Consider the following 24,771-nt stretch of genomic DNA (forward strand, 5'->3'; position numbering starts at 1 on the left):
AACCGCTACTGCAATTTCGAGCGAAAGAAGACCGATGACACAGAGTGCCGATTTAAGACGTGCCGCAGGAGCACCCGACCTGACGAGTCTTATACAACAGCATTCGGCTGCGTTGTCAGCCCAATTGCAGGCTCATAATGCAAATACATTTTCCCCGCACACCGAAAAGAGCATGCGCCATTTTTCACCGGCGGAAACCGCACGGTTGATCGGCATCGGCGAGGCCTATCTTCGCCAGATCGCCGCCGAGCGTCCGGAGCTCGATGCGGCGCAGGCTTCCGGTCGTCGTTCCTATTCTGTCGAGGATATGGACGAGATCAGAAAATTCCTCGATCAGGGCGCGCGTGGCGCACGCCGCTATCTGCCGCATCGCCGTGACGGCGAAGAGTTGCAGGTCATCGCGGTCATGAACTTCAAGGGCGGTTCAGGAAAAACCACGACATCGGCGCATCTGGCGCAATATCTGGCGCTGCGCGGGTACCGGGTGCTTGCCATCGATCTCGATCCGCAGGCCAGTCTGTCCGCTCTCTTCGGTCATCAGCCGGAGATCGATGTAGGTCCGAATGAAACGCTTTATGGCGCGATCCGTTACGACGACGAACGCCGGCCGATCGCCGAGATCGTTCGTGGCACCTATATTCCCAATCTCCATATCGTCCCGGGCAATCTGGAGCTTATGGAATTCGAACACGACACGCCCCGCGCGCTGATGCGTCGCGCGCCAGGCGATACGTTGTTTTTTGCCCGCATCGGCCAGGCGATAGCCCAGGCGCAGAACTTCTATGACGTCGTGGTCATCGATTGCCCGCCGCAGCTTGGTTACCTGACGCTTTCGGCGTTGACGGCTGCCACATCGGTTCTCGTCACCGTTCATCCGCAAATGCTTGATGTGATGTCGATGAACCAGTTCCTTGCCATGACCGGCGATCTTCTCGCCGAAATCGGCAGGGCGGGAGCGCGGTCCGACTATAACTGGATGCGTTACCTGATCACCCGTTTTGAACCGAGCGATGGGCCGCAGAACCAGATGGTCGCCTTCCTGCGCTCGATTTTTGGCGAGAACGTCCTCATCCATCCGATGCTGAAGAGCACGGCCGTCTCGGATGCCGGACTGACCAACCAGACACTTTTCGAAGTGGAAAGAACCCAGTTCACTCGGTCCACCTATGACCGCGCGCTGGAAGCCATGAACAACGTAAACGCTGAAATCGAAGGACTGATTAAAAAAGCGTGGGGTAGGGCAGCATGAGCAGAAAACAGATCTTCGCCAATCTCGGCACGCCGGGCACCGACAGCAACGAGACTGCCACCGAGCGGTCGCGTCCGCGTATCCGGCCCATCCTCGGTTCTCCGGAACTCGTGACGGATGTTCTGAATTCCCCGGTCGGCATGATCGGCCAGTCGCTCAATGAAGTATCGGAACGCGCCAAGCGGGCAGAAGAGATCGAAAAGCAGCTCGCGGAAGGTCTTACGATCGTTTCGCTCAGCCCTGCCGATATCGACCCCTCTTTCATACCGGATCGCATGCCAGCCTCTGAAGAGGCGGATGCAGGTCTGGTAGAGGCCATTCGTGAACAGGGCCAGCAGGTTCCCATTCTGGTGCGCCCGCATCCCGAATTCCCCGGCCGTTATCAGGTCGCCTTCGGCCATCGTCGCCTGCGCGCCGTTTCCAGCCTCGGTATTCCGGTCAAGGCGGTCGTTCGTGATCTCAGCGACGAGCAGCTGGTGGTCGCCCAGGGACAGGAAAACAACGAGCGTCGCGACCTCACCTATATCGAAAAGGCGCGTTTTGCCCAGAAACTGCAGATGCGGTTTCCTCGGGATACGATCATGGCCGCCATGTCGCTGCACAAGGGCGATCTCTCCAACATGCTTTCGGTTGTCGGCCGCATTCCCGAGGATCTGGTCGATCTGATTGGCCCGGCCCCGACTGTCGGCCGTCGTAACTGGATGGATCTTGCCGATCAGCTTTCCTCCTCGCAGGTCAAGGAAGCAGCCCGTGCCTATGTCAAGGATGCATCGGTTGCCGCCTTGCCATCGGAAGAACGTTTCAAGTCGCTCCTGGATTTCCTGAAGCCCAAGGCGCAGGCGAAAAAAACCGGCGTCTGGTCATCGCAAACCGGCGGCCGGCTGGCGAAGGTGGTCGAGAGCGACCGCAAGCTGGATATCTCCATCGACAAGAACGAAGCCCCGGAATTTGCCGAGTTCGTTCTCGAACATCTTCAGACGCTGTTTGCCGAATACCGGTCCAAGCAGTGATTTTTAACTCGAACGACTAACAGGAGACGCATCACAAAAGAAAAAAGCCCCCGAACGTTGCCGCGCGGAAGCCTTTCTTTGATTTAAGCACCCGAAGAATCTCATTTCCGCGAATCATAGTCAAGAGTCTTGGCATCGAATTTTTCGGTGAGCGATTTTCTTTTGCCTTGTGAAAGGTGAAAGACATGGACAGCACATGTGTAACGACGCCCTTTGGGCGGCGAGCGATGTCGTTTGGCGTCCTCGCGACCCAGTTCGCCGCGCAGAAAAACAAGAAAATCGAAGCGGTCGATAAATGGAAACTCTATCGTTCGGTCTGCGAAGCCAGGCCATTGCTCGGCGTGACTGATCGCTCGCTTGCGGTCCTGAACGCGCTTTTGAGTTTTTATCCGAAAAACGAGCTTTCCAGCGAAGCCGGATTGGTCGTCTTCCCGTCGAACACGCAATTGTCGCTCAGGGCCCATGGCATGGCCGAGCAGACATTGCGCCGGCACCTTTCGGCTCTTGTCGAGGCCGGTCTCATCATTCGCAAGGACAGCCCGAACGGAAAACGATACGCCCGCAAGCACAGGGGAGGGGAAATCAGCGAGGCTTATGGTTTTTCGCTGGCGCCGCTTCTCGCCCGCAAAGCGGAAATCGAGGAACTGGCCGAACGCATTGTCAGCGAACGGCTCGATCTTCAGCGGCTTCGTGAAAACATCAGCCTTTGCCGCCGCGATATTCAGAAACTCTGCGAGATGATTGCCGCGAGCGGTGAAGTCGAGACCTTCGAAGGGTTTCAGACCCGCTACAATGCCATTGCCCGCTCTCTCGGCCGCAATTCCAAGCCTGCGGAACTTCGGGAAATCGCCGGATTTTTGGCCTCTTTGCGCGCGGAAGTGACCAACTATCTGGAAAATATTGAAAAATCGGAAAAAACGGGCGGCAATGACTGCCAAAATGAGCGCCTCATAAAGAATTCAGAATCCGAATCCATATCTGAACGGCAAGATTTGCGCGAACCGGCAACCGTTGCACCTGCCAGCACGGCATGCACCCAGCCGGCATATGTGGCACCCGTCAGTGCAAAAGCTTCGCCGCAGTCAGCAAAGCCTGTTCCTCATAAGCAATTTTTTGTTCCTGATATTGTTTTGGTTTTGAAGGCTTGCCCGGATATCTCGCTCTATGCCCCAGGCGGAGCGGTTACCGGATGGCGCGATCTCGAAGTGGCGACATCCGTCATCAAAACCATGTTCAAGATCAGCCAGTCGGCGTATCAGGATGCGCTTGTCACATTCGGCCGACAGGGAACGGCAGCCATTCTCGCATGCCTTTTGCAGAAAGCAGACCAGATAAGCTCGCTCGGCGGATATCTGCGTAATCTGACCCGTAAGGCGCAGGAAGGCGGCTTTGATGTGCAGACAATGCTTCTGGCGCAATTGCGAGGGCATAAGGACGCCGTGGAGGCGAACATGCTTTCGTGAGTTCACACGGCCGTGGAAATGGTCATCGCTTGCGGAAAAAGCAGACGGAAGTTACATTAACGCCGTTTCCGCAAGCAGAAAGAGATTCGCATGAGGCTGCTGCAGCAACAGTGCAGCCGGTGGATTTCTATGGTTAATGCAAGGTAATGAAAACTAAGTCCGATTTAGCTTTCGTTTGCGTTTTTCCATGATTGGTTTCAATCGCTTGAGTCGAGGGTATTTTTCGTCGAAATTGCGACGAGAAGAGCGGAAAAGCGTAATCTGTATGCGCGGAGCAGCTGGCAAACAGGCGTGCGATACTGAATAGAAGCGCATGCCGGGGCGCCGCAAAACCGGGATATGGCCCATCGGAAGTAAATGCACGGTCGACAGACAAAGCCTCGCGCCAAAACAGCGAGGTTGAACTTTCTGCAAGGTCCTGCGTTTGCGCTTGATTGCTTGAACGGATGGCTGAGCTTATGAATTTTCCGAATGATATGGAACTGGCCGTCGCCCTCTACATGGCGGACAACGCCTTGCCCCGGGAAAGGGCGATCGAAAAGCTCCTGAGAGCGGAGCTCGAAAATACTGGCCATCTGCCCGGTGGCGAAGGTCGGCCGCCGGAGATCGTCGATGGGCAACCGAGCGCGGACTATGTTCAATATAGCTCCTACCTCGATGCGGATAGCTGACGAGCGGCGGAACCAAAGCGGGCGAGGGCTGTTTATGGCGCAGATAATTATGCCAGGATATGCGTCCCATGTTTCCCAGATCATTTTTTATCTCAGCCGCACTCGCCGCGATGACGAGCCTGCCGGCAATTGCCCAGCCTCTTGAGGTCAGCACGCTTGCGGTTTCCAGCGCCGGCGGCATTCCACATTCGCCAGAGGCCGCGACCCCCAACTACATTACCGACGTGTCTGGGAAGAAAGTCCGTCTGGTTGGGCCGCGCTTTTATCCCGACAGTGCGCGGGCGCTGGAGTTTCCCGGCCGAAGGTCGAACCCGATTGCATCGGATAGCGAAGAGACTTTGTCGCAACGGTGAGGGGGCGTGGTGAGAAGACCAGTCGAAATATTGCGGCGGAGGTGGAATGAGAACCGGGGGTGAGCTTCAAGGACGAAAAGCGGGTGCGGAAAGCTGGATAAGGCAGGAGGGGCAGGACGCCGGCAAGGCGAGTTTCCCCGAATTGTTCTTCGATCTGGTTTTTGTCTTCGCGCTGATCCAGCTCTCCCACGCGCTGGCCAAGGATTTTGGGCCGACGGCGGCGCTTGAGGCCGGCATCCTGATATTGTCGCTCTGGTGGCTATGGATACACACCACCTGGATCACAAACCTGCTGAACACGGAAAAGGACCTGCTGTTCGTGCTGATGTTCGGCGGCGTTCTGCTGGCCATCGCGCTGCCGGAGGCTTTTGCGGAACAGGGCCTTGTCTTCACCCTGATCTACAGCGTGATGCAGGTCGGTCGAAGCCTGTTCGCCCTCTATGCGTTCAGGGGTGAAGACCGGCAGTCTTTTCTGGTCTTCGTGCGCGTGACGATCTGGCTCGTGGTATCGAGCCTGTTCTGGCTGGCCGGTGGGTTCGTCGATCTGGCGGATCGCATTCTCCTGTGGGGCATCGCACTTGCAATTGAATATGCCGGCCCCGCCTGCCGTTATGTCGTGCCGGGTGTGTCCTCGAGCGACGAGGACAGGCTGCATCTTTCCGGCGAGCATCTGGCGGAGCGATGCGCGCTTTTCGTCATCATCTGCCTTGGTGAAACGATCCTGACCACGGGACGCACGGCCACCGAATATATGAATTCGGGCCTGACATTCATCGTCTTCTGCTCCGCTTTCGTCAGTACCGTGGCGATGTGGTGGATTTATTTCCATCACGGGCAGGAGGAGGCTTCGAGAAAAGCCGAGAATGCCGAAGAAAAGGCGAAGATCGCTCATAATCTTTTTAACTACGGACATTTGCCCATCGTAGCCGGTATCATCCTGACGGCGGTGGGTGAGGATTTCAGCCTCTCCCATGCGCGGGATGGCGCAACGATGCGCGAGGCGCTCGCCATTCTCGGCGGTCCGGTCCTGTTTCTGGCCGGCAATATCGGCGTCAAGATCGCCGTCGCCTATCAGCGACCGGTGTCGCATTTTGCCGGCGTGGCGGCGCTCTGCCTGCTTTTGCCGGTGCCGGGTATTCCGCTTTTCGTGCTGCAACTGGCGAGCACGGCAATTCTTCTGCTTGTCGCCCTTTGGGAATATCTGGCGCTGAAAAGGGCGGTCGCCAATGCCTGATCGCTGATCAGGCGTTGACGAGATTGCGCGCCCTGTCGTTCCAGAGCCGAAGGCTGCGGGCATAGGCTTCCTCGAAGGGCAGAGCCATATCGTTGACCAGCATCAGCGCGATGGCGGTCGTGGAGATGATAATGGTTTCTGCCCTTTCGTCCCTTGCGGCACCCGTCCAGACCGCCCGCCAATATTCGAAGGTTGTGAACATGGTCGGCATTTCGGCGGGCGGCGTTTCGCGTGCGGGAACGATGAATTCCACATCCTCGCCCTTCGAAAGACCGAAAATCCGAGTGCTGCGAAACGGCGTGAATTGCGCGAAATCCCGCGTATTGCCGAGAATGGCGAGGTTTTCCACCGAAAGCAATCGTGCCGTGTCCCGATGAAGTTCCTGATAGGACGGGCGGGCGACGCCAATGATCGTGCTTCTGGCGCGAAGCGGATTGAGAAGATGCACGACCGTGTTGAGCGGCAGGCGCATCTCCAGAATGCCGTACAGGCCGAGCAGGCTTTGAAACTGCAGGGACAGACCGCCGATCGGGAGGTAAGCGATGCGTTCCGAGGCTGTGGCTTTCGCCGCCTGCGAAAGCGAGTGGCAAAGGGGGATGCCGCAGGCCTGTGCTGCGAGTTCAAGCTTGCCGCCGTTTTCTCCCTGTCCCACATGCCCGTGCAGCAGGACGCTGTATCCCGCCATGGCGACAAGACGCGCGGAATGGAGGAACCATGGCGCATCGCGATGTTTCGGCGACATATAAGCGGGCCAGTCGAGATCCACCGATGCAGGACCTTGCTGGTCCCTTTCTATATGTCTCCACATGGCTTCGATGAAACCGGCAAGCTCCGCCGCGGTCACGCCGCGATATTGCGTGGTGGCGAGCAGCGCGCCTATCTGTATCGGGTCGGCATCGCCATCGAGAATGATCGACAGCGCATCCATCGCTTCCGCCTGGCTGAGCGGGCGGCTGTTGCCGATACCCATCGCCGAGGTTGCGATATATTTGGCAAGCCTCTGCTGCGGATCGGCATTGTGGCCGATGCGCGCGAGACGGTCGGCGATGTTTTCCGGTGTCGGCTGACCTTCCAGAAGAACGCTGGGGCGAAGCGAAAGCGGCGGCGCCTTCATCAGCACCGGCCGCTCCCAGCCGCTTGCACTGGCGTTGGCCGGGGCGGCGGGTTTTTCCTGCGAATAGTCGATCAGGTTCTCGGCCTCCGCCGCCAGCGAACGAATGCGCAGCCGCATGTTTTCGGCAAAGGGGGTGGGACGCAGGCCCTGACCGGTGCGCAGAAAAAGCTGGTCGCCGTATCTTTCGCGCAGTTGCTGCAAGATGCGGCTCATGGAAGATGTCGGCAGTCCCATGCCCGCCGCCGCGCGGCTGACGCTGCCTTCCCGCAACAACGCATCGAAAGCGACAAGTAGTTTCAGCTGCCCAAGCCTGTCGGGTTTTGTCGTGGAGGCTGGTTCATCTTTTCTCTTGCCGGTTGTCATCTTGCGATTTTTTTACTCCACCGCTTGTCCGGGGAGCCCTTTTTGCAATTTCTGGAATTTAGAACTGTTCGAAAACAAACGCGTTGCGCCCGCACTCCCTCCTAAATAAGTGGGGTTAAATTCTCAAGTTAAATGCGGGGGCATAACATGGAATTGAAGTACCGCGGCCGCGAAAAGTCCGCGACGATAATAAAGGCCGGTCTTTCGGCAGCAATGGCGGGAACGGCGCTTGGCATTGCTCTGCCCGTTTTTGCGCAGCAGGCGTCTGAGGGGAACACGGTTCTTCAGCAGATCGTCGTCACCGCATCCGGTTTCGAGCAGAATGTGAAGGACGCTCCGGCCAGCATCACGGTTGTGACGCGGGAAGATCTGGAAAAGGGATCCTATCGCGATCTGACCGATGCCCTGCGGGAAGTTCAGGGCGTATCCGTCACCGGCATTGCCAATGAAAAGGATATTTTCATTCGCGGTCTGCCCGGCGCTTACACGCTGGTTCTGGTTGACGGCAAGCGGCAGAGCACGCGTGATGCCCGCACCAATGGCAATTCCGGCTTCGAACAGAGTTTTGTGCCGCCGGTTTCGGCGATCGAGCGTATCGAAGTGGTGCGCGGGCCGATGTCCTCGCTTTATGGTTCGGATGCCATGGGCGGTGTCATCAACATCATCACCCGCAAGGTCGGCGATGTCTGGTCAGGTTCCGTCACCACCGAAGGCACGGTTCAGCAGCATTCCAAATTCGGCAATAGCGGCCAGGTCTCCTGGTACGCCAACGGACCGATCTTGAAGGACCAGCTCGGTCTGCAGCTCTGGGGCAGGGGTTTCACACGCGGCGAAGACCGTATTCTGAGCGGCACCACGGGCGCCAAGGAATATGATTTCAACGGTCGTCTGACGTTTACACCCAACGAAGATCACGACATCTATCTCGAAGGCGGCAAGACGCGGCTGCGCCGCAGCGCCGAGCCCGGCGACACGCTGGCGGCGACCGACGCCAACGGCACCTACAATACCAATACGCGCGACCATTGGTCATTGTCGCATACCGGCCGCTGGGGGCCGACCACATCCGAATTCTCGTTCCAGCAGGAATGGGCGGAGCGCACCAACTTCACCAGAAATATCCGCACCGGCCGCGTGACAGAAAACCCGCGCTCGCCGGAAGTGCGCAACACCGTTCTCGATGGCAAGTTCACCACGCCGTTCGAATTGTTCGGCAACCACACGCTGGTCACGGGCGGACAATATTTCGAGGCGCGGCTGACGGACCAGAACCCGGGACGCCGCACCGGCCGCGACGAAACATTTTCGGCGACGCAATGGGCGCTCTTCCTTGAGGATGAATGGCGCATTGTCGATAATTTCGCGCTGACGGGCGGTCTTCGTCTCGATAATCACGAGAAATACGGCAATCATTTCAGCCCGCGTCTTTACGGCGTCTGGAGCGCGACCGAGGAACTGACGATCAAGGGCGGCATCTCTACCGGTTTCCGCGCCCCAGAAATCCGCCAGATTGCGCCGGGTTACGCCTATACGACGGGCGGCGGCGGTTGCACCTATGGCCCGAGCGGCACCTGCGGCGTGATCATCGGCGATCCCAACCTCGAAGCGGAAAAGAGCACGAGCTATGAAGTGGCCGCGCTTTGGGACAATGGCGACGTCGCTCTCGGCGCCACCTATTTCTACACCGATTTCAAGGACAAGATTTCCAACGCGCTGGTGCTCAATCCGGATGGGACGCCGGCCCGCTGGAGCGAAGACCGCAACTATCGTCTCTGGTACAATTACAACATCGACGATGCGGTCATTCAGGGTGTGGAACTGACGGCGACATGGTATGCGACGCCGGACCTGACGCTGCGCGGCAACTATACCTATACGCATTCCGAACAGAAAACCGGCGACTATGAAGGCTTCCCGCTGGCGCGCACGCCGGAACATATGGCCAATCTGCGCGGCGACTGGGTAACCCCAATCGACGGTCTGGAAGCCTGGGCCTCGCTGAATTACCACGGATCGGAAATCAATGCCGGCCCGCGCATCGGCACCAACGGCACGCCGGTAACGATCAACGGCAAGGCGGGGCGTAAATATGACGCCTACACCACGCTGGATATCGGCGCGAAATATGCGGTTGCCGAAAATGTCGATCTGAATGCCGCCATTTACAATGTCTTCGACAAGGATGTCGGCACCGACGATTTCAACACCGTCATGGAAGGCCGCCGTTTCTGGATCAGCATGACAGCGAAATTCTGATCCGTGGTCAACATTCACGAAATTTGGAGGCGCCTTTGGGCGCCTCTTTTTTTGGGCCATCCCCTATTGACCTCAACTATGGTTGAGGAATTATACCGGCTGCTCTTCACTATGTTTCCGCGTTTTCCGAGCGGAAATCGTTACGGAAGCAGGAGCCAGAATGGAAAATACCCTATTCAAGCACAGCCTGACGGTTGGGGAGGTTGCCCGCCGCAGCGGCATCGCCGTGTCCACCATCCATTTTTACGAGGCGAAGGGGCTGATTGAAGGTTGGCGAACCGCCGGTAACCAGCGTCGTTATCATCGCGCCGTCCTGCGGCGTATCGCCATCATCCGCATCGCGCAGCGAGCGGGTATACAGCTCAGCATCATCAGGGATGCGATGGCCGACCTGCCGCAGGATCGGGTGGCGACGACGGCCGATTGGCGCAGGTTTTCCCAATCCTGGCGGGAAATGCTTCAGCTTCGCATCAACAGCCTGATCATGCTGCGCGATCAGCTTACCGGCTGTATCGGTTGCGGGTGTCTTTCGCTGGATGATTGTCCGTTGCGCAATCCGAACGATGTTCTGGCCGATGACGGCGCAGGTCCGCGCCGCCTCGTTTCTGCGGAATGAACGGGATTTCCGAACCGGAACGGTTGTTCCTCACTCGGAATCGGCTGCAACCCAGACGCTGACGCTGCCGCCATTGGTGGGAAAGACGCCCTTGCCGCTCTCATCGAGAGTAATCCGTTCTTCACGATGCCCGAGAAAGTCGCGCCAGACCGCCCCGGCGCGATCGGGACCGAGATCGATCTGCTTTTCCGCCGGCTCGCCATTCGACATCACCACCACGCAGCCCGGCGCATCGGCGGTGCCGTGGCGAATAAAGGCGATGCAGCTTGCATCGTCGAGAATATCCGTCTGGGCTCCGTTGGCGAAACGGCTGCGGGCTTCGATGAGCTTCGGCAGGCATTCAATGGCGGGCATATCGATTTTATATTCGTTGCCGTCATTGCCGGTGTCGGTATAGCTCGTGCCGAACAGATCGGGATAAAAGACGCAGGGCACACCCTCTTCGCGCAGCAGGATGATCGCATAGGCAAGAGGTTTGAACCATGGTTCCACCGGCGCTTCCAGCGATTGCAGCGGCTGCGTGTCGTGATTGTCGACCAGCGTGACGGCATGGTCTGGAACGGCGGAGACAAGCGAACCATCGAAGATGCTGCGCATATCGAACTCGCCGCCCTGTTTCGAGGCGTCATGGAAGCTGTGGTGAAGGGCGACATCGAAGAGCATCAGCTGCTTGTCGACGAGTTCGAGATAGCTTTTCAGCGCCTCGAGATCGGGGTGCCAATATTCCGCCACGACGAAGAGATCGGGATCGACCTTTTCGCGCATATGGCCGACCCAGTCGCGGAAGAACCAGGCCGGAATATGTTTGGCGGCATCGAGACGGAAGCCATCGACCTGCACCTGCTCGGAGAGCCAGCGGCCCCAATATTTGAGTTCCTCATAAACCGCCCGGTTCCTGAACTCGACATCGGCACCCATCAGATAATCGAAATTGCCGTTTTCCTGATCGACTTCCTCATTCCATTCCCCATCGCCATACTCATTGACGAGGCGGAATATGCCGTCTTCGGTCGGCTCTTCGATGTGGTCGACACCGCTGAAGCACTTCAGGTCCCAGATGAATTTGGAGTGTTTTCCGTTGCGGCCGGGAAAGGTGAAGCGGGTAAAGGCCAGCGCCTGAAAGTCTTCATCGTCGATCTCGGTACGGTCTTCGGGATTGACACGGCGAACCCGCACCTTCTCTTTTTCATCCGCACCCATCTTGTGGTTGAGAACCACGTCATGAATGACGCGGATACCGTTTTCCTTCAGCGTTCTTCCGGCATGTTCGAGGGCGGCGCGATCGCCATATTTGGTGGCGACGGTGCCCTTCTGGTCGAATTCGCCAAGGTCGAAGAGATCGTAGGTATCGTAACCGACTGAATAGCCGCCGGCAGCACCCTTATAAGCCGGTGGCAACCAGATATCGGTGATGCCCATTTTGGCAAGGCTTGTCGCCTTTTCGGCCACCTCGCTCCATAATTTCCCTCCGTCCGGATAATACCAATGGAAGAATTGAAGCAAGGTGCGTCCGGCCATATTTCCCTCACAGTCGTTAACAGGTCGCGCCATAAACGGCCCGGCGGCGAAAGGGTTCCGCCGCCGGCCATACGCGATCTGCGATTGTGAGGCCGGCTGGCCTTCGTATATTAGCCGGCTATGTCGAGGAGGGCAGCGCCCGCCTGCAGATAGTCGCCTTCCTTGACGATCAGGCGAACTTTGCCGGCCTTGGTGGCGACAATTTGCGTCTCCATCTTCATGGCCTCCATAACGGCCAGAAGATCGCCTTGCGAAACCGTGTCCCCGTCTTTCACCTTGAAGGATTGAAGCGTGCCGGAAACCGGGGCGGTGATTTCGCCTTCCTTTTCCTTGGGCGTGGCGGCGCCGGGAACCGCCGCGCTGCTGCCGCTAACCGCACCGAGGCTGGAGAGCAGCAGGCTGGGCAGACCGACCGATACACGCTTGCCGTCGATTTCCAGGAAAGTGCGGGTGACGGAAGGGTCTTCGGCCGGTGCCGGGCGCTCCATGGCATCCGGCATGGCGGCGAAATCGGTCTCGATCCAGCGGGTGTGAACCTTGAAACCGTCCGTGCCGATGAAGTCTTCGGTTTCAATCGCCGCCCGATGGAAAGGCAGCACCGTGGCGATGCCTTCGATGCGGAATTCCTTGAGCGCGCGGCGGGCGCGGCGCAGGACCTGATCGCGGTCGGCACCCGTGACGATCAGCTTCGCCATCAGCGAGTCGAATACGCCCGGCACGCTGGAGCCGCTGACGACGCCGCTGTCCACGCGAATGCCGGGACCGGAGGGGGCGTCGAAAAGCGAGATCGAACCGGGGGTCGGCAGGAAGCCTCGACCGGGATCTTCGGCATTGATGCGGAATTCCATCGAATGGCCACGCGGTTCCGGCGTTTCGAGAACCCGCAGCTTATGGCCTTCGGCGATGCGGAACTGCTCGATAACGAGATCGATACCGGTGGTTTCTTCGGTAACGGGATGTTCCACCTGCAGGCGCGTATTGACCTCGAGGAAGGAAATCGTGCCATCGACGCCGAGCAGGAATTCCACGGTGCCGGCGCCGGAATAACCGGCAGCGGCGCAGATAGCCTTGGCAGCCGCATGGATTTTCTGCCGCTGTTCGTCGGAGAGGAACGGGGCAGGAGCCTCCTCGATCAGCTTCTGGTTCCGGCGCTGCAGCGAACAATCGCGGGTGCCGAGGACGAGCACATTGCCATGCTTGTCGGCCAGAACCTGCGCTTCGATATGGCGCGGCCGGTCGAGGAAACGCTCAAGGAAACATTCGCCACGGCCGAAGGCGGCCGTTGCCTCGCGCACGGCGGATTCGTAGAGATCGGCGATCTCTTCCATCTTCCACGCAACCTTCAGGCCGCGTCCGCCACCGCCATGGGCCGCCTTGATGGCGACGGGCAGGCCGTGTTGTTCCGCAAAGGCGGTGACTTCGGCGGCGGAAGCGACGGGGCCGTCACTGCCGGCGACCAGCGGTGCGCCGACGCCGGTGGCAATGCGCCGCGCCTCTACCTTGTCGCCCAGTGCCTCGATGACATGCGGATCGGGGCCGATCCAGATGAGACCGGCATCGAGAACGGCACGCGCAAATTCGGCGCGCTCGGACAGGAAACCGTAACCGGGATGCACGGCATCCGCACCGGCGCGTTTGGCAATCGCAATCAGCTTGGCGATATCGAGATAGGTTTCGGCGGGACGCACGCCCTCCAGCGCATAGGCCTCATCCGCGAGCCGGACGAAGAGCGCATCCTGATCGGGATCGGCATAAACGGCGACCGATTGCAGGCCGTAATCGCGACATGCGCGGATGATGCGCACCGCGATCTCGCCGCGATTGGCAATCAGCACTTTTTTCATCGCTCTTCTCCTCCGAATTCTGTGTTCTTGGCCGCGATTTCGGCGAAGAGGCCGATCGGGCGGAATTTGATTTTGGCGTTGACGGGGATTTGTCCCGCAAGATCGAGATGATATTCGGCGACTGCGCCGATGACGGGATAACCGCCGGTCAGGGGGTGATCGGCAAGGAAGAGAACCGGCTGGCCGCTATGGGGAATCTGGATCGCACCGGTCGCCGTGCCTTCGCTCGGCAATTCGGCGCTGTCCTTACGTTCCACCGGCACTTCGCCGGCAAGGCGGATGCCCACGCGGTTCGATTGCGGGGTGACCTGCCAGAGCTGGCCGGTCAGGGTCTCGATGCCCTTCTGCGTGAACCAGTCGGTGCGGGGGCCGAGAACAACGTCCAGCGTGACGACCTCGCCGGTTGCAGGCGCTTCGAAGGCCTGAATCTCATCGATCGATACGCTGGAAAGGCCAGTCTTCTCGCCCTTGAGGGAAAGGATGGCGCCCGCGCCCACCGGCTCGGGACCGACGACAGCCAGTGTATCCGTTGCGAAACTGCCCAGCACCGGCTCGACATCGAAGCCGCCGCGTACAGCAAGATAACAGCGCATACCCTTCGGCGGCTGACCGAAAGTGACCACATCACCGGGTTCGAGAGACACCGGGCCATGGGTCTTAGCCGCGAAGCTGCTATCCGTCGTGGTGATCGTGACGGGGCAGGGTGCACCTGCAATGCCAATGACGGCACGGTTCGTGCTTTTAAAGGAAAATCCGCCGAGTGTCAGTTCGAGACAGGGCGTGTTGACGGGGTTGCCGACGATGCGGTTTGCGGCATTGAATGCGCCGCGATCCAGTGCGCCGGAGGCCGACACGCCCTGTCCCGTCTGGCCGAAGCGGCCGAGATCCTGGAAGATGGCGGGCATGGGGGCGGCGAGCACCTCGAAATGCGGGCCTGCTTTTGCCCGGTCTTTCCCGGCGCTGCGCGGTGCCGAGATGGGGATGTCGACCGTTTTGCCGGCCTTGTCCATGTCGAAGAAACGCACCCGGTAACCCGGCTGAAAAAGCGCGCCGGGATCGCGGTCTATATCCCACATCTTCACCGGCGTGGTGCCGATGATCTGCCAGCCGCCGGGGCTGTTTTGCGGATAGACGCCGCTGAAGGCGCCGGCCAGCGCCACTGAACCAGCCGGAATGCGGGTGCGCGGGCTTTGCCGGCGCGGCACATGCAGCGCCGGATCGCCGCCGACCAGATAACCGAAGCCGGGAGCGAAGCCGCAAAAGGCCACGGTGAATTCACTTTCGGTGTGGCGGCGTATCACTTCTTCGATGCTCATGCCGGTCAATTCGGCAACATCGGCAAGGTCCTCACCATTATAGTGGACGGGGATTTCAACGAGATTGTCCGAAGGTGCGATTTTTGCGGAAAGATCGCGGCTTGCCAGCCGCGCGGCCAGCGCTTCGGCACCGATCTTTTCAGGACGAAAGCGGATCATCAGGGTGCGGGCAGCCGGCACCGTCTCTTCGATGCCCTCGACCGGATCGTTCTGAAGCGAGGCGAAAAGCGCCAGCGTTTCATCGAGATCGGCCAGTTCGACAAGAATTGTGGTGAGGCTGACGGGGAGAAAACGCATCATATCCTCACGCGTGATAGGCGGAATCGGGAATATCGGTGATGAACATGTGTCCCGGCGCATGGGTGATCGCAAAGGGTACGCCCGACGCCATCACGGCGGCCTGAGGTGTGACGCCGCAGGCCCAGAACACCGGAACTTCGCCCGGCTCGATCCGCACCGCATCGCCGAAATCAGGCTTTGCAAGATCCGTAATGCCGATCTCTTCCGGTGCGCCGACATGCACGGGTGACCCGTGCACGGCCGGAAAACGTCCTGAAATGGTCGCAGCATCGGCGACGCGTGAGGCCGGGATCGGCCGCATGGAAACGACCATATTGCCCTTCAGCCGACCGGCCGGGCGGCAGGGCCGGTTGGTGAGATACATCGGCACATTGCTCTTGTCGGTCATGTGGCGGATTTCGATGCCCGCTTCCACCATCGGCGTTTCGAAGGTGAAGCTGCAGCCGATCAGGAAGGCGACGAGATCGTCACGCTCGGCCCAGGCGGCGGTGGCGTCGGCCGTTTCCTCGACGAGCTTGCCGTCCCGCCAGATGCGGTAGAGTGGCAGGTCGGTTCTCAGATCGGCACCGGGCGCCAGAAGCGTGGTGGGCGAACCGGGATCGGAAACATCCAGCACCGGGCAGGGTTTCGGATTGCGCTGTGCATAAAGCAGGAAATCGAAGGCCCAGTCGCGCGGCAGCACGATCATGTTCGCCTGCGTGAAGCCGGGTGCAATGCCGGAGGTCGGGGCGACGAGGCCACCGCGATAGGTCGCGCGGGCCTTTCGTGCGGCGTCGGCGTCCGTGTGATTGAGATAGGATGTCGGTATCGTCATCGGCTATCCTTTCAGCGATTGGATGCGAAGGAGCGGATGTCGATGCCATCAGCCTCGAAACGGCGGCGGATTTCCTGGGCAATGGCGACGGCACCGGGGCTGTCGCCGTGCACGCAGATGGATTGCGCCTCGATCTTTATGATGCTGCCATCGATCGCCTCCAGCGTGCCTTCGCGGGCAAGCTGTACCATGCGGTCGGCGATTTTCGCCGCGTCATGCAGCACGGCACCGGCCTCGCGGCGGGAGACGAGCTGGCCCTGAGGCGTATAGGCGCGATCCGCGAAAGCTTCGGCGACAACGGCAAGACCTGCCTTGCGGGCAAGATCGAGGATAGGTGCATTCGCGAGACCCATCAGCACCAGCGAAGGATCGATGGCTCTGATGCCGTCGATCACGGCCTGCCCTTGTTTCGCGTCGTTGGCGATGCGGTTGTAAAGCGCGCCATGCGGCTTGACGTAACGCACCGTGGTACCGGCAGCGGCGGCAACGCCTTTCAGCGCGCCGATCTGGTAGATGACATCGGCGATCAGTTCTTCCGAGGTCGCGTCCAGATCGCGGCGGCCGAAGCCGACGCGGTCCGGATAGGAAACATGGGCGCCGACGACCACGCCTTTTTCGGTGGCCGCCTTGACGGTGCGGTAGATGCCGGCCGGATCGCCGGCATGAAATCCGCAGGCGATGTTGGCGCTGGAAACGATGGCGAGCATCGCCTCATCGTCTCCCATGCGCCATGCGCCGTAACTTTCGCCAAGATCGCTGTTGAGATCGATAGCGGCCATGTTTGCCTCCCTCTAATTCTATCAGTAGCCGAGCAGTGCAAAGATCGCGCCCGCCGACTTATAGGCCATATACCAGGTGAGTGCGCAGGTCAGCACGCCAAGCACCAGCAGCCAGCGCGGATAATGATATCCATGCATCAGATCCGCGCGTTTCCACGCGGCATACATGAAGATCGAAAGGCCGATCGGTAGAACGAGACCGTTGAGGCCGCCGACGAAGACGAGCATGGCTGCAGGCGGTGTGGTGATGATGATATAGGCGATCAGCGAGATGGCAATGAAGCCAACCGTTGCCAGATTACGCTGGCGCTCCGTTATGTCAGGCTTGAAAGCGGTCAGGAACGACACGGAGGTATAGGCCGCACCGATGATGCTGGTCATGGCCGAGGCGAGGAAAACCGCGCCGAAGAGGCGGAAGCCGATATCGCCGGCAGCGGCATGGAAGGCCTGGCCCGCAGGGTTTGCCGCCTTGCCGGACAGATCGATGACCACGCCGCTGGCGACCACACCGAGGATGGCAAGGAACAGGATATAGCGCAATACGCCGGTGATGGCGATGCCGCTCAACGCCGCGCGATTGACCGCGCTGATATTTTCAACGCCCACCATTCCCTTGTCCAGCAGGCGATGCGCGCCGGCATAAGTGATATAGCCGCCGACCGTGCCGCCGACGATGGTGGTGATGGTAACGAAATCGATCGTGTCGGGCAGGAAGGTCTGGCGAAAGGCTTCCGCTACCGGCGGTCCGGAGACATATGCCGCATAAAGGATCAGCGCCAGTTTGACGAAGGCCGCGACGAAAACCACGCGGTCCATCGCGATGCCTGCGCGACGGGACAGGAAGATGCCGATGGCTGCCAGTGCGCCGATCGCGCCGCCGATCTTCGGATCGAGATCGATCATGGCGTTGAAGCCCAGACCGGCGCCGCCGATATTGCCGATGTTGAAGAACAGGCCGCCGATGATGACAAGAATGGCGAGTAGATAACCCGAGCCCGGAATGGCGGCATTGGCAATCGCCGGTGCCCGCATGCGGGTGATGGTAACGATGCGCCAGATATTGGCCTGTACGACGAAGTCGATCAGGATGGAAATAATGATGGCGAATGCGAAGGCGGCGCCCAGTTTCACCGTGAAATTCGCAGTCTGCGTGATGAAGCCGGGCCCGACGGCCGACATCGACATCAGGAACATTGCCGAAAGCAAGGCATAACGTTGATTTTTCGCCTTGCGCGCAACCTCATTCGGGTCGGCGGGCGAGAGCTTGTTCTGCTCCATGGATTTTCTCCGCTCCTGTCGCAATCCGCCCCTCGCGGATGCTTTATGCGGACGATCTTGTCCTGTTCCGTGAAATTGTCAACATTGTTCAACAATAAATAATAATCGTTCTCTTATTCTGTCTATTTGTTGGACGTTATGCGCGGGAATTCATCACGTTTTTTTCGTGCTTTGCTAATGCTTTGTGCTAAAGCATGTCGCGCAAAGTGTGCAGCGGTTTGCGATAACGACATGCGCCAACAATGGCTTAAAGCGTAAGGAGCTGGTCTGAAAGCTCCGCGACACGCTTTAAGGGCAATCATGCCGTGTCCGAACATGCCTGTCACGGAATTCCCGATGCTGCATTGCTCTTAAGGAAAGGAGCGCCATGACCGAAACGATAGAGGGTCTGCCGCTTGCGGATCGATTGGCCAAGGGCATTCGCACCCTGCTGATCTCCGGCGAGTTGATGCCGGGACAGCGCCTTTCAGAGGCAGCCTTCAGTGAACGTTTCGACGTCTCGCGCAATTCGCTGCGCGAAGCCTTCCGGCTGCTGACCAAGGACGGGCTTCTGCGCCATGAGGCAAATCGCGGCGTGTTCGTCGCCGTTCCCACCATGTCCTCGGTCATCGATATTTATCGGGTGCGACGCATGGTGGAATGCGGAGCACTTCGCCAGGCCTGGCACAAGCATACCGCAATCAAGACGATGCGGGCAGCGGTCGAGGACGCCAAGGTCAAGCGCGAAGATGCCGACTGGCTGGGTGTGGGCAGCGCCAACATGAAATTTCACGCCGCCGTCGTCGATCTTCTCGACAGCGCCCGCCTCAGCGATTTTTACGAGCGTATCGCCGCTGAACTCAGGCTTTGTTTCGGCTTGCTGAAAGATCCCGAACAGCTTCATTCCCCCTTTGTGGACATGAACAGCAAGATCCTGTCGCTGATGGAAGAGGGCAAGGCGCAAGAGGCCGGCGATGAGATGGAAATCTATCTCAATCTGTCCGAGCGCACGGTTCTGAAGGCGCTTGAACGCGCCGTCGAACACGCTTCCTGACATGACGCGCGGCAGGGGAGGAAACGACCCTTGCCGCTCCCGCCATTTTTTGCATCCGCAGCCGATTGCCAAGTTTGCTGCGCTGCGTCATCAATGCTGACATGACGCTTCGCGACCTGACCATTCTCGTTATCGACGAAAACGCGATCCGCGCCTCCATCATCGAGGAGGGGCTGCGCGAGGCCGGCTATCATCGCGTCACGGTCATTCATGAGGTTAACGGTGTGGCGCGCACCATCGAGACGCTGCAGCCCGATGTCATCTTCATCGATCTTGAGAATCCCAATCGTGACATGATGGAGCATCTGTTCCAGCTTACCCGCACGGTCGGCCGGCCTATCGCCATGTTTGTCGATCGTTCCGACACCGCGTCCATCGAGGCGGCCGTCGAGGCGGGCGTTTCCGCCTATGTGGTGGACGGGCTGAAGAAGGAGCGGGTCAAGCCCATTCTCGATATGGCGGTCAGCCGTTTCAATGCGTTCAGCCGTCTGCAGCGGGAACTTGCCGAAGCGAAATCGGCGCTTGAGGAACGCAAGGTCATCGAGCGCGCCAAGGGCATTTTGATGAAGATGCGCGGCCTTTCCGAAGAGGAGGCCTTTGCGCTTTTGCGGCAAACCGCGATGAACGAGAAAAAGAAGATTTCCGAGATCGCGCAAAGCGTGGTCACCGCGGCCGGTCTGTTGATGTGACGAACCGCCGGTCGGACAGTCAGGGAGTGGATGATATGGCGGCACCGGAAAAAACGGCCGGATCAGACAGCGGCGTAACGCAAGCACCGGCAATCGTCGGCAGCGACCGGCAGAAAATCCTGCGCGCCGGCTTTATTCCCCTTGTCGACGCGTCCGTCCTGATTGCTGCGGCCGAATTCGGTTTCGCGGAACGCGAAGGCCTTTCGCTCGATCTCGTCAAGGATGTTTCCTGGGCGAATGTGCGCGACCGGCTGGCGTTTCGGCAATTCGATATCGCCCACATGCTGTCGCCGATGCCCGTCGCTTCCATGCTTGGGCTCGGCTCCAACCCGTCGCCGACCATCACGCCCTTTTCACTCGGACGCGGCGGCAATGCGATCACGCTTTCGACCCGGCTGTTTGCGCGGATGAAGGCTTTGACCGGGCTTTCCGAAACGGCGGGAGCGCTCGAAAATGCCGAGGCGTTGAAGCGGGTGCTCGATGATATGCGCGCCCGCGGCGAGCCGCCGCCGACGCTCGGCATGACCTATCCGTTTTCATCGCATAATTACGAATTTCGCTACTGGCTTGCCGCCGGCGGCATTCACCCCGATCACGATGTCAAGCTTGTGGTGGTGCCACCGCCATTGACCTCGGATGCGCTTGCCGCAGGGGCCATTGACGGTTTCTGCGTCGGAGCGCCGTGGAACATCGTCGCCGCCGAGCGCGGTGTCGGCCGGATCGTTGCGGCCAAGCAGGATTTGTGGCCTTCCGCACCGGAAAAGGTCATCGGCATGCGACCCGAATGGGCGGAAAACCAGCAGGAAACGGTGGGACGGCTGCTGACGGCGCTCGATGCCGCCGCGCGCTGGTGCGACCTTGCCGAAAATCACGATGATCTCAGCGCAGCCCTTGCCGATCCCCGCTATATCGGCGCACCGGAAGGCATCATCCGCCGTGTGCTTGCCGGTGAATTCAGCATCGACAGCCAGGGCAACCGCCGGGTGATCGACAATTATTTCATCTTCCACGGCGGTCACGCCAATTATCCGCGCCAGAGCCAGGCATTGTGGATCTACAGCCAGATGATACGCTGGGGGCAGGCCGAGTTTTCACAGACCGGTGTGGAGGCCGCCCTGTCTGCCTACCGGCCGGATATTTATCGGGCGGCGCTGGGCGACGCCAATGCACCTGATGATGCCGATATCCGCATCGAAGGGCAGGAAGAGCAGGACCGTTTCGTGGATGGCCTCGTATTCGATCCCGCCGACATTACCGGCTACGTAAACGCCTTTTCCGTGCGCACCGCCGCGCCGTTTTCTCCGATTTCAGGCGAGACGTAAGCGGCGTCGTGCCTTTGGGGCTGCGCAAATTTCAAGCGCAGGATTCTTCTCTTTGCACAAATGGAAGACAAAAAACATGCTGATTAAAATTTAATCAGTAGATCGATTTGCAAAAATACTCTTTTATTTTCAATAATATAATCTTGTTTTTATAAACTGGCACGCCTCTTGCTTCTTGTTTTTTGCACCGGTCAACGGCGATCGGGGCAAGCAAGGCGCGGCATAGGCGCTTTCAGAAGACACAGACGTCGCAAGGTTTTGCTGCCCGGAACCCCTCCCGTTCCGCAGGCGCAAACACCGAGCGGCGTTTTTTTATTTTCAGGTTTTTTCGCAAGCGAAAACGTCACCCGCAGAGGTGGCCCAATAAGGGGAACATGCGAATGAAAAAGATATTCTCCGGCGATGTCAGCCGCCGCACGATACTGAAGACGACAGCCGCCGCGGCCCTTGTCAGCGCCGTGCGCGTGGCCTTTCCGTCCGGTGCTTTCGCAGCCACCGCCGAGCCCGAAGTGAAAGGCGCGAAAATCGGTTTTATCGCGCTCACCGATGCCGCCCCGCTCATCATTGCGGCGGAAAAGGGCCTGTTCGCCAAACATGGCATGCCGGATGTCGAGGTTCTGAAACAGGCCTCCTGGGGTGCGACGCGCGACAATCTCGTGCTCGGCGGCGCATCGAACGGCATCGATGGCGCGCATATTCTGACACCGATGCCCTATCTCATGCATACCGGGAAGGTGACCCAGAACAATGTGCCGGTGCCGATGACCATCCTCGCCCGCCTCAACCTCGACAGCCAGGGCATTTCCGTCGCCAAGGAATATGCAGATACCGGCGTTCAGCTCGATGCTTCCAAATTGAAGGCGGCTTTCGAGAAGAAGAAGGCCGAAGGCAAGGAAATCAAGGCTGCCATGACCTTCCCCGGCGGCACGCATGATCTCTGGATCCGCTACTGGCTTGCCGCCGGCGGCATCGATCCGGACAAGGACGTCTCCACCATCGTCGTTCCGCCGCCGCAGATGGTCGCCAATATGAAGGTCGGCAACATGGACGTCTTCTGTGTGGGCGAGCCCTGGAACGAGCAGCTCGTCAATCAGGGCATCGGTTTTACGGCCTGTACCACCGGCGAACTCTGGAAGGGCCATCCGGAAAAGGCGCTCGGCATGCGCGCCGACTGGGTGGAAAAGAACCCCAACGCCACCAAGGCGCTGCTGATGGCCGTGATGGAGGCGCAGCAATGGTGCGATGAAATGGCGAACAAGGAGGAAATGTCCACCATCCTCGGCAAACGCCAATGGTTCAACGTGCCGCCGAAGGATGTGCTTGGCCGCCTGAAGGGCAATATCAATTACGGCAACGGCCGCGTGCTCGAAAATACCGGCCTGCAGATGAAGTTCTGGCAGGACCATGCCTCCTATCCCTTCCGCAGCCATGACAGCTGGTTCATCGCGGAAAACATCCGCTGGGGCAAATTCGCACCCGACACGGATGTGAAGGCGCTGGTCGAGAAGGTGAACCGCGAGGATATCTGGCGCGCGGCGGCCAAGGATCTGGGCGTCGCCGATCTTCCCGCCTCCACCTCGCGCGGCAAGGAAACCTTCTTCGATGGCAAGGTCTTCGACCCGGAAAATCCGTCGGCCTATCTCGAAAGCCTGTCCATCAAGGCGGCCTCCTGAGGAGGAGACCCGGGTATCGCCCCTCATCCGCCAGGTGCGCCGCCCAACCGGCGCGACTGAAGACCGGATGAGGGGCGAGCCCCAGACCGCAACCGAAATCAAGAGGAAATGCCCATGTCCGCATTGGCCCGAAAATTCAACGAAGAGCCGCAGCAGCCGGTAGCGCAGAAGGCAAACGTCGTAGCACTTGCGCCGAAATCCGCCTCGCGGATCGATCTGCGCAAATGGGGTGCTGCGGCGGCCCGCAATATCATACCGCCGTTCATCGTCCTCGCCATTCTGCTGGGCGTCTGGCAATTGCTCTGTTCCGCCCCCGGCTCATCGCTGCCGCCGCCGAGCCAGGTTTTTGAGGAGAGCTACGATCTCATCGTATCGCCGTTCTTCCATAACGGTTCGCAGGATATCGGCCTCGGTCTGCGCGTGCTGGTCTCGCTGGAGCGGGTGGCCTATGGTTTCGGCCTTGCCGCCATTGCCGGCATCATCCTCGGCGCGGTGATCGGCCAGTCGGTCTGGGCCATGCGCGGTCTCGATCCGATCTTTCAGGTGCTGCGCACCGTGCCGCCCCTTGCCTGGCTGCCGCTTTCGCTGGCCGCCTTTCAGGACAGCAACCCATCGGCCATTTTCGTGATCTTCATCACCTCCATCTGGCCGGTCATCATCAATACCGCAGTCGGCGTGCGCAATATTCCGCAGGACTACCGCAACGTGGCGCAGGTGCTGCGGCTGAACCAGCTGGAATTCTTCTTCAAGATCATGCTGCCTTCGGCGGCACCCTACATCTTCACCGGCCTGCGCATCGGTGTCGGCCTTTCGTGGCTCGCGATTGTCGCGGCGGAAATGCTGACCGGCGGCGTCGGCATCGGCTTCTTCATCTGGGATGCGTGGAACTCCTCGCGCCTGCCCGACATCATCGTGGCGCTCGTTTACATCGGCGTCGTCGGCTTCGTGCTCGACAAGCTGGTGGCGGCGCTCGGCAAGGTCATCACCCGCGGCGCTGCGGCAAATTAAGAGACAAGCAATTCCAGGAAAAGTGGGAACCGGTTTTCCGTCCGGAATTGCGCCAGAGGAGAAATCAATCATGAGCGCTTATCTGAAGCTCGATCACATCGACAAATATTTCGACAAGAGCGGCTCGCGCGCCGAGGTGCTGAAAGGCATCAATCTCACCATCGAAAAAGGCGAATTCGTCTCCGTCATCGGCCATTCCGGCTGCGGCAAGTCCACCATGCTCAACCTCATTGCCGGGCTGACGAAAGTGTCTGCCGGCGCCGTTCTGCTCGAAAACCGCGAAGTCAACGAGCCGGGTCCGGAGCGCGCCGTGGTGTTCCAGAACCACAGCCTGCTGCCCTGGCTTTCGGTTTATGAAAACGTCAACCTCGCTGTCGAGAAGGTCTTCCGCAATACCAAGACCCGGGCCGAGCGGCATGACTGGGTCATGCGCAATCTCGATCTCGTGCAGATGGCCCATGCGAAAGACAAGAAACCGTCTGAAATTTCCGGCGGCATGAAGCAGCGTGTCGGCATTGCCCGCGCGCTCGCCATGGAGCCGAAGATCCTGCTGCTGGACGAGCCCTTCGGTGCGCTGGACGCGCTGACCCGTGCCCATCTCCAGGATGCGGTGATGGAAATCCACGCCCGGCTCGGCAACACCATGGTCATGATTACCCATGATGTCGACGAGGCGGTGCTGCTCTCCGACCGTATCGTGATGATGACCAACGGTCCCGCCGCCCATATCGGCGAAGTGCTGGAGGTGCCGCTGGCACGCCCGCGCAACCGCATCGAGCTCGCATCCGACAAGACCTATCTCAAATGCCGCGAGGCCGTGCTGAAGTTCCTCTACGAACGTCACCGCTTCGTCGAAGCCGCGGAGTAA

21 protein-coding genes are annotated in these 24,771 nt (G+C 59.4%); 14 read left to right on the forward strand and 7 right to left on the reverse strand.

Translation table 11 applies throughout. From position 1 onward, the window contains the following. Positions 1-34 precede the first annotated feature (34 nt). From repA to EM858_RS00095, 6 genes are all read left to right on the forward strand, one after another. Positions 35-1,249 (forward strand): plasmid partitioning protein RepA, encoded by a 1,215-nt coding sequence (gene repA, locus EM858_RS00070; RefSeq protein ID WP_080819719.1) that lies wholly within the window; start codon positions 35-37, stop codon positions 1,247-1,249. Next, the gene (gene repB / locus EM858_RS00075; protein WP_080854050.1) at positions 1,246-2,259 is read left to right on the forward strand and encodes a plasmid partitioning protein RepB; all 1,014 of its coding nucleotides are present in this window, start codon (positions 1,246-1,248) and stop codon (positions 2,257-2,259) included. Before repA ends, repB begins: the two co-directional genes overlap by 4 nt. 227 nt (positions 2,260-2,486) lie before the next feature. Beyond that, the gene (gene repC, locus EM858_RS00080) at positions 2,487-3,722 is read left to right on the forward strand and encodes a plasmid replication protein RepC (RefSeq protein ID WP_348628174.1); all 1,236 of its coding nucleotides are present in this window, start codon (positions 2,487-2,489) and stop codon (positions 3,720-3,722) included. 458 nt (positions 3,723-4,180) lie between these two features. Beyond that, complete coding sequence (locus EM858_RS00085; protein ID WP_127755407.1) at positions 4,181-4,393, forward strand: hypothetical protein; 213 nt, start codon at positions 4,181-4,183, stop codon at positions 4,391-4,393. 68 nt (positions 4,394-4,461) lie between these two features. Beyond that, positions 4,462-4,746: a hypothetical protein gene (locus EM858_RS00090; protein WP_127755408.1), complete on the forward strand. Its 285-nt coding sequence runs from the start codon at positions 4,462-4,464 to the stop codon at positions 4,744-4,746. 46 nt (positions 4,747-4,792) lie between these two features. Beyond that, entirely contained in the window at positions 4,793-5,980 is a 1,188-nt protein-coding gene (locus EM858_RS00095; protein WP_127755409.1) for a low temperature requirement protein A, read from the forward strand. A gap of 7 nt (positions 5,981-5,987) precedes the next feature. Here the strand turns inward: EM858_RS00095 and EM858_RS00100 are convergent, their stop codons facing one another. After that, positions 5,988-7,457, reverse strand: coding sequence for a glycosyl transferase family protein (locus EM858_RS00100; protein WP_127755410.1), 1,470 nt, complete (start codon positions 7,455-7,457; stop codon positions 5,988-5,990). Between the two features lie 147 nt (positions 7,458-7,604). Here EM858_RS00100 and EM858_RS00105 point away from each other — a divergent pair, with 147 nt between their 5' ends. Next, entirely contained in the window at positions 7,605-9,713 is a 2,109-nt protein-coding gene (locus EM858_RS00105; RefSeq protein WP_127755411.1) for a TonB-dependent siderophore receptor, read from the forward strand. A 160-nt stretch (positions 9,714-9,873) separates the two neighbouring features. Then, positions 9,874-10,329, forward strand: a complete 456-nt coding sequence (gene soxR, locus EM858_RS00110) for a redox-sensitive transcriptional activator SoxR (RefSeq protein WP_080819708.1) — start codon at positions 9,874-9,876, stop codon at positions 10,327-10,329. 30 nt (positions 10,330-10,359) lie between these two features. On the opposite strand, the gene amyA is transcribed toward soxR, so the two are convergent. From amyA to EM858_RS00140, 6 genes are all read right to left on the reverse strand, one after another. Next, positions 10,360-11,847, reverse strand: coding sequence for an alpha-amylase (gene amyA / locus EM858_RS00115; protein WP_080819706.1), 1,488 nt, complete (start codon positions 11,845-11,847; stop codon positions 10,360-10,362). A gap of 110 nt (positions 11,848-11,957) precedes the next feature. After that, positions 11,958-13,691 carry a biotin carboxylase N-terminal domain-containing protein gene (locus tag EM858_RS00120; protein WP_127755412.1) on the reverse strand — a complete coding sequence of 578 codons (1,734 nt, stop codon included), beginning with the start codon at positions 13,689-13,691 and terminating at the stop codon, positions 11,958-11,960. After that, a complete protein-coding gene (locus EM858_RS00125) occupies positions 13,688-15,304 on the reverse strand; it encodes a 5-oxoprolinase/urea amidolyase family protein (RefSeq protein ID WP_127755879.1) in 1,617 nt (538 codons plus the stop codon). Before EM858_RS00125 ends, EM858_RS00120 begins: the two co-directional genes overlap by 4 nt. A 7-nt stretch (positions 15,305-15,311) precedes the next feature. Further along, positions 15,312-16,121 carry a putative hydro-lyase gene (locus tag EM858_RS00130; protein ID WP_112766851.1) on the reverse strand — a complete coding sequence of 270 codons (810 nt, stop codon included), beginning with the start codon at positions 16,119-16,121 and terminating at the stop codon, positions 15,312-15,314. Positions 16,122-16,132: 11 nt separating this feature from the next. Continuing rightward, a complete protein-coding gene (locus tag EM858_RS00135; protein ID WP_127755413.1) occupies positions 16,133-16,900 on the reverse strand; it encodes a 5-oxoprolinase subunit PxpA in 768 nt (255 codons plus the stop codon). Between the two features lie 21 nt (positions 16,901-16,921). Beyond that, complete coding sequence (locus EM858_RS00140; protein ID WP_080819701.1) at positions 16,922-18,178, reverse strand: NRAMP family divalent metal transporter; 1,257 nt, start codon at positions 18,176-18,178, stop codon at positions 16,922-16,924. A gap of 367 nt (positions 18,179-18,545) precedes the next feature. Here EM858_RS00140 and EM858_RS00145 point away from each other — a divergent pair, with 367 nt between their 5' ends. The 6 genes from EM858_RS00145 (at position 18,546) to EM858_RS00170 (ending at position 24,771) form a co-directional block, all read left to right on the forward strand. After that, the gene (locus EM858_RS00145) at positions 18,546-19,211 is read left to right on the forward strand and encodes a GntR family transcriptional regulator (protein WP_080819699.1); all 666 of its coding nucleotides are present in this window, start codon (positions 18,546-18,548) and stop codon (positions 19,209-19,211) included. 101 nt (positions 19,212-19,312) lie between these two features. Continuing rightward, a complete protein-coding gene (locus tag EM858_RS00150; RefSeq protein ID WP_003519752.1) occupies positions 19,313-19,900 on the forward strand; it encodes an ANTAR domain-containing response regulator in 588 nt (195 codons plus the stop codon). A 35-nt stretch (positions 19,901-19,935) separates the two neighbouring features. Then, positions 19,936-21,222, forward strand: coding sequence for a CmpA/NrtA family ABC transporter substrate-binding protein (locus EM858_RS00155; RefSeq protein ID WP_127755414.1), 1,287 nt, complete (start codon positions 19,936-19,938; stop codon positions 21,220-21,222). Positions 21,223-21,602: 380 nt separating this feature from the next. Further along, positions 21,603-22,895, forward strand: a complete 1,293-nt coding sequence (locus tag EM858_RS00160) for a CmpA/NrtA family ABC transporter substrate-binding protein (protein WP_127755415.1) — start codon at positions 21,603-21,605, stop codon at positions 22,893-22,895. 114 nt (positions 22,896-23,009) lie between these two features. After that, positions 23,010-23,903 (forward strand): nitrate ABC transporter permease, encoded by an 894-nt coding sequence (gene ntrB, locus EM858_RS00165; protein WP_127755416.1) that lies wholly within the window; start codon positions 23,010-23,012, stop codon positions 23,901-23,903. A gap of 70 nt (positions 23,904-23,973) precedes the next feature. After that, positions 23,974-24,771, forward strand: a complete 798-nt coding sequence (locus EM858_RS00170; protein ID WP_127755417.1) for an ABC transporter ATP-binding protein — start codon at positions 23,974-23,976, stop codon at positions 24,769-24,771.

Source organism: Agrobacterium sp. CNPSo 2736, assembly GCF_004005385.1.
GTDB classification, from domain to species: domain Bacteria; phylum Pseudomonadota; class Alphaproteobacteria; order Rhizobiales; family Rhizobiaceae; genus Agrobacterium; species Agrobacterium leguminum.